General features: G+C 73.0%; 1 protein-coding gene (running past one end of the window). It reads left to right on the top strand.

Going from position 1 to position 15374, the window contains the following annotated elements; all coding sequences use genetic code 11:
• A protein-coding gene (locus BM43_RS33980) for a non-ribosomal peptide synthetase (RefSeq protein ID WP_080941776.1) crosses the window boundary here: on the top strand, positions 1-15374 show its 3' portion. 6496 nt of this gene lie to the left of the window's left edge; 15374 of the gene's 21870 nt are visible here — the last part of the coding sequence; its start codon lies beyond the left edge, outside the window; the stop codon is at positions 15372-15374.

The raw sequence follows: 15374 nt of genomic DNA, 5'->3' as shown, positions 1-15374 counted from the left end.
CGCACGGCGGCATCGCCAACCGCCTGCACTGGATGCAGGCCGCCTACCGCCTGATGCCGGGCGAACGCGTGCTGCAGAAGACGCCGTTCGGCTTCGACGTGTCGGTCTGGGAGTTCTTCTGGCCGCTGTCGGTGGGCGCCAGCCTGGTGATGTGCCGCCCCGGCGGCCACAAGGAGCCCGACTACCTGGCCGCGCTGATCGAGCGCGAGCGCGTCGGCACGGTGCACTTCGTGCCCTCGATGCTGCAGGCCTTCGTGAGCTTCCTGGAGGGCGAGGCGGCGCCGCGCTGCGCCAGCCTCGCGCGCGTGATCTGCAGCGGCGAGGCCCTGCCGGGCGCGCTGGCGCGCCGCGCGCAGGCCTGCCTGCCTGCCGCCGGCCTGCACAACCTGTATGGCCCGACCGAGGCCTCCGTCGACGTGACCGCCTGGACTTGCGAGCCGGCCGGGCAAGCCGCGACAACGGCGGGCGCGGCCGACGGCGTGCGGATCGGTGTGCCGATCGGTGTGCCAATCGGCCTGCCGATCGCCAACACGCGTATCCACCTGCTCGATGCCGCCGGCGAACCGGTGCCGGTGGGCGTGGCGGGCGAGCTGTACATCGCCGGCGTGGGCCTGGCGCGCGGCTACCTGAACCGGCCCGCGCTGAGCGCCGAGCGCTTCGTGCCCGATCCGTTCGGCGCGCCGGGCAGCCGCCTGTATCGCACCGGCGACCTGGCGCGCTACCGCCTGGACGGCGCGATCGAGTACCTGGGCCGCAACGACGAGCAGGTCAAGATCCGGGGCTTCCGCATCGAGCTGGGCGAGATCGGCGCGGCGCTGGCCGCCTGCGAGGGCGTGAGCGACGCGCTGGTGCTGGCGCGCGAGGACGGCGCGGCCGGCGGCGAGCGCAGCCTGGTGGGCTACTACACCGGCCGCACGCAGGCCGCCGAGGCGCTGCGCGCGCAACTGTCGGTGGCGCTGCCCGAGTACATGGTGCCGAGCGCCTTCGTGCGCCTGGCCGAATGGCCGCTGACGCCCAACGGCAAGCTCGACCGCAAGGCCCTGCCCAAGCCGGGCCGCGAGGCCTACGCGAGCCGCGAATTCACCGCGCCGCAGGGCGCCGTGGAAAGCGCCCTCGCGCAGGTCTGGCAGGACGTGCTGGGCCAGCCGCGGGTGGGCCGCCACGACAACTTCTTCGAGCTGGGCGGCCATTCGCTGCTGGCGATCCGCGCCATCGAACGGACCCGCGAGGCGGGCCTGCCGGCCGACGTGCGCCTGCTGTTCGAGGCGCCCACCCTGGCCGCGCTGGCCGCGGCGATCGAGGCCGGCGCCGCCGGCGAGGACGAGGCGGTGCCGCTGGAGGTGCCGGCCAACCTGATCGCCATCGGCTGCGATCGGATCACGCCGGCGTTGCTGCCGCTGGTGGCGCTGTCGCAGGACGAGATCGACCGGATCGTGGCCCGGGTGCCGGGCGGTGTCGCCAACGTGCAGGACATCTATCCGCTCGCGCCGCTGCAGGAGGGCGTGCTGTTCCACCATCTGCTGGCCAGCGAGGGCGACCCCTATCTGCTCGACACGCTGTTCGGCATCGACACGCGCGCGCGTCTCGACGCCTTCCTGGCCGCGCTGCGGCAGGTGATCGCGCGCCACGACGTGCTGCGCACGGCGATCCACTGGGAGGGCCTGGCCGAGCCGGTGCAGGTGGTCTGGCGCGAGGCGCCGCTGCAGGTGGAGGAGGTCGAGCTGGACCCGCTGGCGGGGGATCGCGCGCAGCAACTGCGCGCGCGCCACGACGCGCGCCAGTTGCGCCTGGACGTGCGCGAGGCGCCGCTGCTGCGCGTGATCGTGGCCCGCGACGAGGGCGAGGACCGCTGGCTGATGCTGGTGCTGTTCCACCATCTGGCGATCGACCACATGGCGCTGGACGGCGTGGCGCGCGAGGTGCGCGCGCTGCTCGACGGCGCCACGCAACTGCCCGAGCCGGCGCCGTTCCGCCAGTACGTGGCGCAGGCCCGCCTGGGCGTGAGCCGCGAGGCGCACGAGCGCTTCTTCTCGGCGATGCTCGGCGACGTGGTCGAACCGAGCCTGCCGTTCGGCCTGCAGGACGTGCAGGGCGAGGGACGCGACGTGAGCGAGACGCGTCTCGAACTGGACGCCGCGCTGGCCGCGCGCATCCGCCATCATGCCCGCGAGCAGGGCGTGAGCGCCGCGAGCCTGTTCCACCTGGCCTGGGCCCAGGTGATCGGCCGCGCCAGCGGCCGCGACGACGTGGTGTTCGGCACGGTGCTGTTCGGCCGCATGCAGGGCCTGGTCCACACGCAGGCCGCGCTGGGCCTGTTCATCAACACGCTGCCGGTGCGCATCGGCCTGGCAGACGGCGTGCGCGAGGCGCTGCGGCGCACTCACGCGCGCCTGGCCCGGTTGCTGCGCCACGAGCATGCGCCGCTGGCGCTGGCCCAGCAACGCAGCGGCGTGGCCGCGCCGGCGCCGCTGTTCAGCGCGCTGCTCAACTACCGCTACGACGCCAATGCCCAGCAGACCGACGCGGCCTGGGAAGGCGTGCGCGCGCTCGACACCGGCGAGCGCACCAACTATCCGCTGATGCTGGCGGTCGACGATCGCGTCGAGAGCGCCGGTTTCGGGCTGGCGGTGCAGGCGGTCGACACGCTCGACGGCGCGGCGGTGGCCGCCTATGTCGAGCAGGTGCTGCGCGGCCTGTGCGAGGCGCTGGAGCAGGCGGGCGAGCGGCCCGTCGCCGAGCTGGAGATGCTGCCGGCGCGCGAGCGCGAGCAATTGCTGCGCGGCTGGAACGCCAGCGCGCTCGACACGCCGCGCGAGGTCTGCCTGCCGGCGCTGTTCGAGGCGCAGGTGGCCCGCACGCCCGAGGCGGTCGCGGTGGAATTCGAGGGTCGCACGCTCAGCTATGCCGAGCTGAACGCCCAGGCCAACCGCCTGGCGCATCACCTGATCGCCGACGGCGTGGGCGCCGACCAGCTGGTGGCGATCTGTGCCCGGCGCAGCCTGGAGATGATGGTCGGCCTGCTCGGCATCATGAAGGCGGGCGCGGCCTACCTGCCGCTGGACCCGGCCTATCCGTCGGAGCGGCTCGCGCACGTGCTGCGCGACGCGGCGCCGGCGCGGCTGCTGGTGGACGCCACCGGCTTCGACGCGCTCGGCGGCGAGGCGGTGGTGCCGCGCGCGCTGTTCCTCGACGCGCCGGTCTGGCGGCAGCAGCCGGCCGCCAACCCGGCGCCGCGCGCGCTGGCCGCGCACAACGCCTACGTGATCTACACCTCCGGCTCGACCGGCAAGCCCAAGGGCGTGCAGGTCCCGCATGCCGCGCTGGTCAACCTGCTGGCCTCGATGGCGGTGGAGCCCGGCATCAGCGCGCACGACACGGTGCTGAACCTGACCTCGCTGTCCTTCGACATCGCCGCGCTCGAACTCTACCTGCCGCTGCTGCACGGCGCGCGCCTGGTGCTGGCCTCGCGCGAGGACGCCACCGACGCCGAGCGCCTGGCCCGGCTGATCGAGACGCGCGGCGTGTCGCTGGCGCAGGCCACGCCCTCGCACTGGCGCCTGCTGGCCGACCATCGCTGGCCGAACGCCTCGTTCACGCTGCTGTGCGGCGGCGAGGCGCTCTCCGCGCAACTGGCCGCGCGCCTGCTGGCCCACGTGCCGGTGATCTGGAACATGTACGGGCCGACCGAGACCACCATCTGGTCGGCGGTGCACCCGGTGCGCGAGGCGCGCGACGTGGCGATCGGCCTGCCGATCGGCAATACCGCGCTGTACGTGCTCGACGCACGCCTGGAGCCGGTCCCGGCCGGCGTGGCGGGCGAGCTCTACATCGCCGGCGCGGGCCTGGCGCGCGGCTACCTGCGCCGCCCCGACCTGAGCGCCGAGCGTTTCCTGCCCGATCCGTTCGCCAGCCGCGGCGAGCGCATGTACCGCACCGGCGACCTGGTGCGCCGGCGCGCCAACGGCACGCTGGAGTTCATCGGCCGCACCGACCAGCAGGTCAAGATCCGCGGCTTCCGGATCGAGCCGGCCGAGGTCGAGGCCGTGCTCGGCAGCCATCCGCAGGTGCGCCAGGCCGCCGTCGCGGTGCGCCGCGATCCGGCCGGCCAGCCGCATCTGGTCGGCTACGTGGAGACGCGCGAGGATGCCGCGCGCGCGGCCGATCCGCTGGCCTTCAGCCTGTTCTACTTCGGCGCGGAAACCCATGACCCGGCCGACAAGTACCGCTTCTACCTGGAATCGGCCGAATACGCCGACCGCCACGGCTTCGAGGCGGTCTGGACCCCCGAGCGGCACTTCCACACGGTGGGCGGCCTCTACCCGAACCCGGCGCTGCTCAATGCCGCGCTGGCGATGCGCACCGAGCGCGTCAAGCTGCGCGCTGGCAGCGTGGTGCTGCCGCTGCACCAGGTGCAGCGCGTGGCCGAGGAATGGGCGGCGGTCGACAATCTCTCGCGCGGGCGCGCCGGCATCGCCGTCGCCTCGGGCTGGCACGTGCGCGACTTCTCGCTGGCGCCGCATCACTACGCGCCGGAGCGCCGCAAGGACGCGGTGCGCGACGGCATCGGCCAGCTCAAGGCGCTGTGGGCCGGCGAGGCCGTCAGCTTCCCCGACGGCAACGGCGAGCCGGTGGACGTGCGGGTGTTCCCGCGCCCGATCCAGGCCGAGCTGCCGCTGTGGCTGACCGCGGCCGGACATCCCGAAACCTTCGCCTATGCCGGGCGCAGCGGCGCAAACCTGCTGACCCACCTGTTGGGCCAGACCATCGAGGAACTGGCCGACAAGATCGCGCTGTACCGCCGCAGCCTGGCCGAGCACGGCCACGACCCGCGCTCGCGGCGCGTGACGCTGATGGTGCACGCCTATCTCGGCGAGGACCACGACGCCACCCTGGCCGAGGCGCGCCAGCCGTTCAAGGACTACATGCGCGAGCACGTCGGCCTGCTGCGTCCGCTGGTGAAGGGCATGATGCCGGCCGAGATGGCCGCGGCCTCGACCCCGCAGGCGATCGACGCCTTCCTCGAGCAGCACCTGGACCAGCTCACCGACTACGCCTTCGAGCGCTACGCGCATACCGCCGCGCTGATCGGCACGCCCTCGGGCTGCCTGCCGATCCTGCGGCAGATCATCGATTGCGATGTCGACGAGGTGGCCTGCCTGGTGGACTGGATCGAGCCGGGCAAGGCGCTGGCCGCCTTGCCGCGCCTGGAGCAGTTGCGCGCGCTGGGCCGCGCCGCCGCGCCGGGCACGCGCCTGCTGCGCCGCTATTGCCAGCAGCGCCTGCCCGACTACATGGTGCCGGGCCAGTTGATCGTGATCGAGCGCTGGCCGCTCACGCCGAACGGCAAGATCGACCGCAACGCCTTGCCCGCGCCGGAATTCGGCGCGCTGGCCGCGCACGCCTACGAGGCGCCGCGCAGCCTGGCCGAGCAGCAGCTCGCCGCGATCTGGCAGGCCGTGCTCGGGGTGGAGCGGGTCGGCCGCCACGATCATTTCTTCGAGCTGGGCGGCCATTCGCTGTCGGCGATGCAACTGATCTCGCAGATCCGCCGCCAACTCGGCGTCGAGCTCGAACTCGCGGCGATCTTCCGTCATCCGCGCCTGTCCGAGCAGGCCGAGGCGCTCGGCGGCGCGCTGCGCAGCACCTTGCCGTCGATCCAGCCGGCGCCGCGCGACGCGGTCCTGCCGCTGTCCTTCGCGCAGCAGCGGCTGTGGTTCCTGGCCCAGCTCGACGGCGGCAGCGAGGCTTATCACACCCTGGTCGGCCTGCGCCTGAGCGGCACGCTCGAAAAGGCCGCGCTGCAGCGCGCGCTGGACCTGGTGCTGGCCCGCCACGAAGGGCTGCGCACCCGTTTCGCGCCCGGCGCGGACGGCCAGCCGGTGCAGTTCATCGATAGCGCGGCCGGCGGTTTCGCGCTGCGCGAGGACGATCTCGGCGGCCAGGCCGATCGCGAGGCCGCGCTGGAGGCGCTGCGCCGCGACGAGGCGCGGATCGCCTTCGACCTGGCGCGCGGGCCGCTGATCCGCGGCCGCCTGGTGCGGCTCGCCGACGACGACCACGTGCTGCTGGTGAACATGCATCACATCGTCTCGGACGGCTGGTCGATCGCGGTGCTCACGCGCGATCTCGGCGCGGCCTATGACGCCTGCCGGCGCGGCGTGGCGCCGGACCTGCCGGCGCTGCCGATCCAATACGCCGACTACGCGCTCTGGCAGCGGCGCTGGCTGGGCGGCGCGGTGATGCAGGCGCAGGGCGACTACTGGCGCGCCGCGCTGGCGGGCGCGCCGGCCCTGATCGAGTTGCCGACCGACCGCGCGCGGCCGGCCCAGCAGGACTTCTCGGGCGACACCGTGGCGGTGGAGTTCGACGAGCCGCTGACCGCCGCGCTCAAGGCGCTCGGCCAGCGTCACGGCACCACGCTCTACATGAGCCTGCTGGCCGGCTGGGCGGTGGTGCTCGCCAGGCTGTCCGGGCAGGACGAGGTGGTGATCGGCAGCCCGGTCGCGCATCGCACGCGCGCCGAGGTGGAGGGGCTGATCGGCTTCTTCACCAACACGCTCGCGCTGCGCATCGAGGTGCCGGCGCGCGCCACCGTGGCCGAGCTGCTGGGCGCCGCGCGCGAGCGCACGCTGGCCGCGCAGGCGCACCAGGACCTGCCGTTCGAGCAGGTGGTCGAGATCGTGCGGCCGGCGCGCAGCCTCGCGCACAGCCCGATCTTCCAGACCATGTTCGCGTGGCAGAACAACGTGCGCGCGCAGCTCGACCTGGCCGGGCTGCGGCTGGAAGTGCTCGACGAGGTGCATCGCTCGGCCAAGTTCGACATGACGCTCGAATTGAGCGAGGTGTCGGGGCGCATCCGCGGACTGATCGAATACGCCACGGCGCTGTTCGAGCGCGGCACGATCGAGCGCTTCCTGCGTTATCTGCGGCGCGTGCTGGAGGCGATGGTGCGCGACGACACGCTGACGCTGGATCGGCTGGAACTGCTGGACGATACCGAGCGGGCGCAGGTGGTGCGGGAGTGGAATCGCAGCGAGGCGGCGTATCCGGCGGTGCAGTTGACCGGGATGGTCGAGGCGCAGGCGCGGCGCACGCCGGAGGCGGTGGCGTTGCGGCATGGCGAGGCAACGCTCAGCTATGCGCGGCTCGACGCGAGAGCCAACCAGATCGCCCATGCCTTGATCGCGCGCGGCGTCGGCCCCGATACGCGCGTGGCGATCTGCGTGCGGCGTGGGCTCGACATGGTGACGGGTCTGCTGGGCGTGCTGAAGGCCGGTGCGGCCTATGTGCCGATCGATCCGGCTTATCCCGCTGAGCGGCTGGCCTACATGCTGGAGGATTGCCGGCCGCGGGTGCTGCTGACGCAAGCGGCGGTGCGTGCGGGCTTGCCCGAACACGCGTTCGAGACGCTGAGCCTCGATGCCGATGCGGCCGTGTTCGACGCGATGCCGGATTCTCAGCCGACGCGTCGCACGCTGGCCGAGCATCTGGCCTATGTGATCTACACCTCGGGATCGACGGGTCGTCCGAAGGGCGTGATGATCTCGCACGGCGGCTTGTCGAACTACCTGCAATGGGCGCTGGCGGCGTACGAGCCGGCGCCGGAGCGGGGCGCGGTGGTGTCCTCGTCGCTGTCGTTCGACGCGACGGTCACCAGCCTGTGGACGCCGCTGCTGTGTGGCGGCACGGTCACGCTGCTCGACGAGGGCGACGAGATCGCGGGGCTGGAAGCGCATGTTCGCAACGCGGCGGGCCTGGTGAAGATCACCCCGGCCCACCTCGATGCACTGGGCCGTCGCTTGCGTGCCGAAGGCATCAAGGCGAAGACCGACGCGTTCGTGATCGGCGGCGAAGCGCTGAGCGCGGGCACGGTGGCGCTGTGGCAGGAAGTGGGCCCGGGCGCTCGGCTGGTCAACGAATACGGCCCGACCGAAACGGTGGTGGGCTGCCTGGTGTATGACGCGCAGAACCTGCCGGTGGGGATGATGAACGTGCCGGTCGGCCGGCCGGTGGCGAATTCGCAGATCTACATTCTCGATGCCGGCGGCGAGCCGGTACCGGTGGGGGTGACGGGCGAGATATTCATCGGCGGCGCGGGCGTGGCGCGCGGTTACCTGAACCGGCCGAGCCTGACGGCGGAGCGCTTCGTGCCCGATCCGTTCGGCGCGACGGGCGCGCGCATGTACCGGACGGGCGATCTGGCGCGTTACGAGGCGGACGGCAACATCATCTACCTGGGCCGCAACGACGAGCAGGTGAAGCTGCGCGGCTTCCGTATCGAGCTGGGCGAAATCGGAGCGATGCTGGGGGCGCATCCCGGCGTTCGCGACGCGGTGGTGGTGATGCGGGAGGAGGCGGACGGCGATCGCCGGCTGGTGGGCTACTACACCAGCGACGAAGGCCGGGACCCGGGCCTCGAGGTCTTGCGCGCGCATCTGAAAGCGAGCCTGCCGGACTATATGGTGCCGTCGGCGCTGCTGAAGCTCGACGCGCTCCCGCTGACGCCGAACGGCAAGCTGGACCGCAAGGCGCTGCCGCAGCCGGGCGAGACGAGCGGCAGCGGCAACTACGTCGAACCGGAAGGCGAGATCGAAACGCGCCTTGCGCGGATCTGGTGCGAGGTGCTGAAGGTCGAGCGCGTCGGCCGCCATGACAACTTCTTCGAACTGGGCGGCCATTCGCTGCTGGCGATCGGCCTGATCGAGCGGATGCGCCAGGCCGGGCTGCATGCCGACGTGCGCGCGATCTTCGGCGCCACCACGCTGGCGGTGCTGGCCGCCGAGGTGTCGACGCACTCGCGCGCCGTCGTGGTGCCGCCCAACTGCATCGCGCCCGGCTGCACGGCGATCACGCCCGCGATGCTGCCGCTGGTGCGGCTCGGCGTGGGCGAGATCGCCGCGATCGTCGCGCAGGTGCCGGGCGGCGCCGCCAACGTGCAGGACATCTATCCGCTCGCGCCGCTGCAGGAAGGCGTGCTGTTCCATCACCTGATGGCGCGCGACGGCGAGCACGACGGCGACCCCTACGTGCTCAGCACCGCCTTCGGCTTCGACAGCCGCGCGCGTCTCGACGGTTTCGTCGCGGCGCTGCGGCAGGTGGTGGCGCGCCACGACATCCTGCGCACGGCGGTGTTCTGGGAGGACCTGCCCGAGCCGGTGCAGGTGGTGCTGCGCGAGGCGCCGCTGCTGGTCGAGGAAACCGGGCTCGACCCGGCCGGCGGCGACGCGGTCGCGCAGTTGCGCGCGCGTTTCGACGTGCGCGAGCGGCGCATGGACGTGCGTCGGGCGCCGCTGCTGCGCGCCTTCATCGCGCGCGATACCGGCGGCGACTTCGATGCCTGGGTGATGCTGGTGCAGTTCCACCATCTGGCGATGGACCACACGGCGCTCGAGGTGGTGCAGGAGGAAGTGCGCGCCTGCCTGGGCGGCGAGTTCGAGCAGTTGCCGCCGGCCGCGCCGTTCCGCAGCTACGTGGCGCAGGCCCGCCTGGGCGTGAGTCGCGACGAGCACGCGGCGTTCTTCCGCGAGATGCTCGGCGAGGTGGACGAGCCGAGCCTGCCGTTCGGGCTCGGCGAGATCCGCGGCGACGGCTTCGGCATCGACGAGGCGCGGCTGCCGATCGATGCCGCGCTGGCCGCGCGCGTACGCGAACAGGCGCGGCGCCTCGGCGCCAGCGCGGCGAGCCTGTTCCACCTGGCCTGGGCGCAGGTGCTCGGGCGCGCCTCGGGCCGCCATGACGTGGTGTTCGGCACGGTGCTGTTCGGGCGCCTGCAGGCCACGGCCGATGCCGAACGCACGCTCGGCATGTTCATCAACACGCTGCCGGTGCGCATCGGCCTCGATACCGGGGCCGAGCAGGGCGTCACGCTCACCCACCGGCGCCTCGCGCAACTGCTGCGGCACGAGCACGCCCCGCTGGTGCTGGCGCAGCAATGCAGCGGCGTGCCGGCGCCGGCGCCGCTGTTCAGCGCGCTGCTCAACTATCGCTATTCGGCCGCGCTGCCCGAGGACGACGCCGCTGCCCAGGTCTGGGCCGGCATCGAATCGCTCGACAGCGAGGAACGTACCAACTATCCGCTGGTGCTGTCGGTGGACGATTTCGGCGAGGGTTTCGGGCTGAGCGTGCAGGTGGCCGGCGCGCCGGGCGCGCAAATCGTCGGCGCTTGCGTGCAGGCCGCGCTGGCGGCCCTGGTGGCGGCGCTGGAGCACGCGCCGCGGCAATGCCTGGCCGATCTGCCGGTGCTGCCCGAGGCGGAGCGCGGCTGGCTGCTCGACGGCGGCCGCGACGCCGCGCGCGTGCCGCTGGACGAGGCGACGCTGCACGGCCTGGTCGAGGCGCAGGTGGCGCGCACGCCGCAGGCGATCGCCCTGGTCGCCGCCGACGGTGCGAGCCTGAGCTACGCGCAACTGAACCGCCGCGCCAACCGCCTCGCGCATCGCCTGATCGCGCTGGGCATCGGCGCCGATGCGCGGGTGGCGATCTGCGCCGAACGCGGGGTCGAGATGGTGGTCGGCCTGCTGGCCACGCTCAAGGCCGGCGCCGCCTACCTGCCGCTCGACCCGGCCTATCCAGCCGAGCGGCTCGCCGACATGCTGGCCGACAGCGCGGCGGCGGCCCTGCTGATGCACGAGGGCACCGCCGCGGTGATGCCGGCGCTCGGTGCCGGCGACCGGCTGCCGGTGATCGACATCGGCGCGCCCGCGAGCGAGGGCAACGACGAGGACAAGGACGAGGACCGCAACCCGGCACCCGCCGCGCTCGGCGCGCGGCATCCGGCCTACGTGATCTACACCTCGGGCTCGACCGGACGTCCGAAGGGCGTGGTGGTCGAGCATCGCCAGATCGTCAACCACATGCGCTGGATGCAGGCGGCGTTCCCGCTGGGCGAGGGCGATGCGGTGGCGCAGAAGACGCCGTTCAGCTTCGATGCCTCGGTCTGGGAATTCTTCGCGCCGCTGCTGGCGGGCGGCCGCCTGGAGATGGCCGCCCCCGACGGGCATCGCGATCCGGTCTACCTGGCCGGGTGGTTGCGCGCGCAGTCGATCCACACCGTGCAGATGGTGCCGACGCTGCTGGCGGGCCTGCTCGAGATCGACGGTTTCGCGGGCTGCCCGGCGCTGCGCCGCGTGTTCTGCGGCGGCGAGGCCTTGCCGGCCGCGCTGGTCGAGCGCTTCCGCGCGAAGGTGCCGGGCGTGACGCTGGTCAATCTCTACGGCCCGACCGAAACCACCATCGATTCGAGCAGCCATGTCTGCTCCGAGCCGTCCTCGCCGGCGGCGTCGGCCGGTGCCTCGGTGATCGGACGGCCGCTGCCGAATACGCGGCTCTACCTGCTCGACGCGCGCCTCAATCCGGTGCCGCCGGGCGTGGCCGGCGAGCTGTACGTGGCCGGCGCGGGCGTGACGCGCGGTTACCTGGCGCGGCCGGCGCTGAGCGCGGCGGCCTTTCTGCCCGATCCGTTCGCGCCCGAGGCCGGCGCGCGCATGTATCGAACCGGCGATCTGGCGCGCCGCCTGCCGGACGGCAACCTGGTCTACCTGGGCCGCAACGACGGCCAGCTCAAGCTGCGCGGCTTGCGTATCGAGCCGGGCGAGATCGAGGCGCGCATGCGCGGTTTCGCCGGCATCGGCGAGGCGGTGGTGATGGTGCGCGACGAGGTGGAGGGCGGCCTGCTGGCGGCGTATTACACGCGGCGCGGCGGCGAGGCGGCGGCAGTATCGGCCGAGGCGCTGCGCGAGCATCTGGCGGCCGGGCTGCCGGCGCACATGGTGCCGCAGGCCCTGGTCGCGCTCGACGCGCTGCCGCTCATGCCTAACGGCAAGCTGGACCGCAAGGCGCTGCCGGCGCCGTCGCGCGGCGAGGGCGCCGGCGCGCTCGCGTTGCCGATGAGCGCGGAGGAGCAGACCGTGGCCGGGATCTGGGCCGGCGTGCTGGGCCTGGAGCGGGTCGGCCGCGACGACGACTTCTTCGCGCTGGGCGGCCATTCGCTGCTGGCCACCCAGATGATCTCGCGGGTGCGCCGTGCCTTTGGCGTGGAGGTGCCGCTGCGGGTGGCCTTCGACGCGCCGACCCTGGCCGCCTTCGCGCACCGCCTGGCGGCGCTCGACCCCGCCGGCGAGGCGCCGCCGCTGGTGGCCGCGGAGCGTCCCGAACTGCTGCCGCTGTCGTTCGAGCAGCAGCGCCTGTGGTTCCTCGACCAGTTGCATCCGGACAGCACGCTCTACCACGTGCCGGTGGCGCTGCGCGTGGCCGGCGCCTTCGACGTGGCCGCCTTCCAGGGCGCGCTCGAGGCGGTGGTGGCGCGCCACGAGGTGCTGCGCACGGCCTTCGCGGTCGAGCGCGGAGTGCCGACGCAGCGCATCGCGGCGGCGCGCGGATTGGCGGTGCCGCTGGTCGATCTCGCCGCGTTGCCGGCCGGGCAGGCCGAGCCCGAGGCGCAACGCCTGGTGCGCGAGGCCGCGAGCCTGCCGTTCGACCTGGCCGCCGGCCTGCCGCTGCGCTGCACGATCGTGCGGCTCGGGCCGCTGGACCACGTGATCGCGCTGACCCTCCACCACATCGCCTTCGACGGCTGGTCGACCGGCGTGCTGATCCGCGAGATCCGCGAACTCTACGAGGCGCGCACGCAGCAACGGCCGCCACGCCTCGCGCCGCTGCCGCTGCAGTACGCCGACTTCGCGCTCTGGCAGCGCGGCTGGCTAGACGGCTCGCTGCTGGAGGGCAAGCTCGACTACTGGCGTCGCCAGTTGGCCGGCGCGAGCGCGCGCCTGGCGCTGCCGACCGATCGGCCGCGCCCGGCGGTGCAGAGCCTGCGCGGCGCGACCCAGGCCTTCACGGTGCCCAGGCAGACCGCCGACGCGCTGCGCCGGGTCGGCCGCGAGGCGCAGACCACGCTGTTCACCACGCTCTACGCGGCCTTCCAGGTGCTGCTGTGGCGCTACAGCGGCGAGGTCGACATCTGCGTGGGCACGCCGGTGGCGAACCGCAACCACCTGGAGACCGAGGCGCTGGTCGGCTTCTTCGTCAATACCCTGGTGCTGCGCACGCCGCTCGATCCGCTGGAGGGTTTCGACGCGCTGCTGCGGCGCGCGCGCGACACCGCGCTGGCGGCCTATGCGCACCAGGACGTGCCGTTCGAGCGCCTGGTGGAGGAGCTCAACCCGCAGCGCGAGCTCAGCCATTCGCCGCTGTACCAGGTGATGCTGGTGCTGCAGAACGCGCCTGCCGACGAGCTCTCGCTCGGCGATCTGGAGATCCGTCCTTACGCGCTCGGCGGCGTGACCGCGAAATGCGACCTCACGCTGAACGTCGACGAGGACGCCTCGGGCCTGGCCTGCCGCTTCGAGTACTGCGCGGACCTGTTCGACGCGACCACCATCGAGCGCATGGCGGCGCAGTTCCAGCAGCTGCTGGAAGAAGTCGTCAATGCACCCTCGCGCGCGGTAGGCATGCTGCCGCTGGTCGACCAGACCACGCGCGCGGCGCTGCTGCGCGAGGCGCTGGGCGAGACGGTGGCGCTCGCGCATCCGACCATCCCGGCGCTGTTCGCCGAGAGGGTGGCCGCGCATCCGCGGGCGATCGCGGTGGAGGCGGGCGAGCAGGGCGAGTTCGCGCTGACCTATGCCGAACTCGATGCCCGCGCCAACCGGCTGGCACAGGGGCTGCGCGCGCTCGGCGTCGGTCCCGACGTGCCGGTCGCGCTGTGCGCGCAGCGCTCGGCCGAGATGGTGGTGGGCCTGCTCGGCATCCTCAAGGCCGGCGGCGCCTACCTGCCGCTCGATCCCGACTATCCGCCCGAGCGCCTCGACTACCTGGTCGAGGATGCGCGCCCGCGCGCGCTGGTCGGCGACGCGGGGCTGATCGCCGCGCTGGCGGCTCGCCTGCCGTCGCCGCCGCCGAGCATCGCGCTGGACGCGGCCACGCTCGATGCCTGGCCCGCCGAGCCGCCGCCGCTCGCGCTGCATGGCGATCATCTCGCCTACCTGGTCTACACCTCGGGTTCGACGGGGCAGCCCAAGGGCGTGGCGATCACGCATCGCAACGTGGCGCGCCTGGTGCATCGCAACGGCTATTTCGATGCCGCCGCCGCGCCGCGCGTGCTGCAGTTCGCCTCGCTGAACTTCGACGCGGCCACCTTCGAGATCTGGGCGCCGCTGCTCAACGGCGGCACCCTGGTGATGGCCGCGCCGCAGCGGCACTCGCTGGAGCGGCTGGCCGCGACCCTGGTGGAGCGCCGCATCGACATGCTGTGGCTGACCGCCTCGCTGTTCGATCAGATGGTGGAGCGGCACCTGCCGGCCTTCGCCTCGGTGCGCCACGTGCTCACCGGCGGCGAGGCGCTGTCGCTGCCGCACGTGCGGCGCTTCCTCGAGGCCGGGTTCGCCACGCGCCTCACCAACGGCTACGGCCCGACCGAGAGCACCACCTTCGCGTGCTGCCACGCCATCGAGCCGGCCTCGCTCGGCGCCCAGTCGGTGCCGATCGGCCGGCCGATCGCCAACACGCGCGCCCATGTGCTCGACGCGCGGGGCGAGCCGGTGCCGGTCGGCATTGCCGGGGAGTTGTGGCTCGGCGGCGAGGGCCTGGCGCGCGGCTACCTGAATCGTCCGGACCTGAGCGCCGAGCGCTTCGTGCCCGATCCGTTCGCGGCCGACGGCTCGCGGCTCTATCGCACCGGCGACCTGGTGCGGCGCCTGCCCGACGGCACGCTCGACTATGTCGGGCGGATCGACAGCCAGGTCAAGATCCGCGGTTTCCGGATCGAGACCGGCGAGATCGAGGCGGTGCTGCTGGCCATGCCGTGGGTGGCCGGGGCGGCCGTCGCGGTGATCGAGGACGAGGACGGCGAGCGGCGCCTGGCCGCCTACGTGGTGCGCCGGCCCGAGGCGCGCGAGGTGGACCCGGGCGGCCTGCGCGGCCTGCTCAGGCAGCGGCTGCCCGAGTACATGATGCCCTCGGCCTTCGTCGAGCTGGATGCGCTGCCGCTCACCGCGAACGGCAAGATCGACCTGCGCGCGCTGCCGGCGCCGAGCTTCGCGGCGGACCGAGCCGAGCATGTCGCGCCGCGCACGCCGCTGGAGGAACTGCTGGCGGGGATCTGGGCCCGGGTGCTCAAGCTCGATCGGGTGGGCGTGCACGACAACTTCTTCGATCTCGGCGGCCACTCGCTCAGCGCCACCCAGGTGGTGGCCGAGCTGCGCGAGCACCTGCCGATGGAGCTGCCGCTGCGCGCCTTCTTCGAGGCGCCGACCATCGAGGCCTTCGCCCAGGTGGTCGAGACGCTGATGGTCGAGCATCTGCAGGGCATGTCGGAGGACGATGCGCAGCGCCTGCTGGCGCAGGAGGAAGAACAGCCGGGCAGCGCGGTGAAGTGA

Source organism: Burkholderia gladioli, from assembly GCF_000959725.1.
Taxonomy (GTDB): domain Bacteria; phylum Pseudomonadota; class Gammaproteobacteria; order Burkholderiales; family Burkholderiaceae; genus Burkholderia; species Burkholderia gladioli.
Note: the sequence above shows the minus strand (reverse complement) of the source record. Positions and strands in the feature narration are given on the sequence as shown.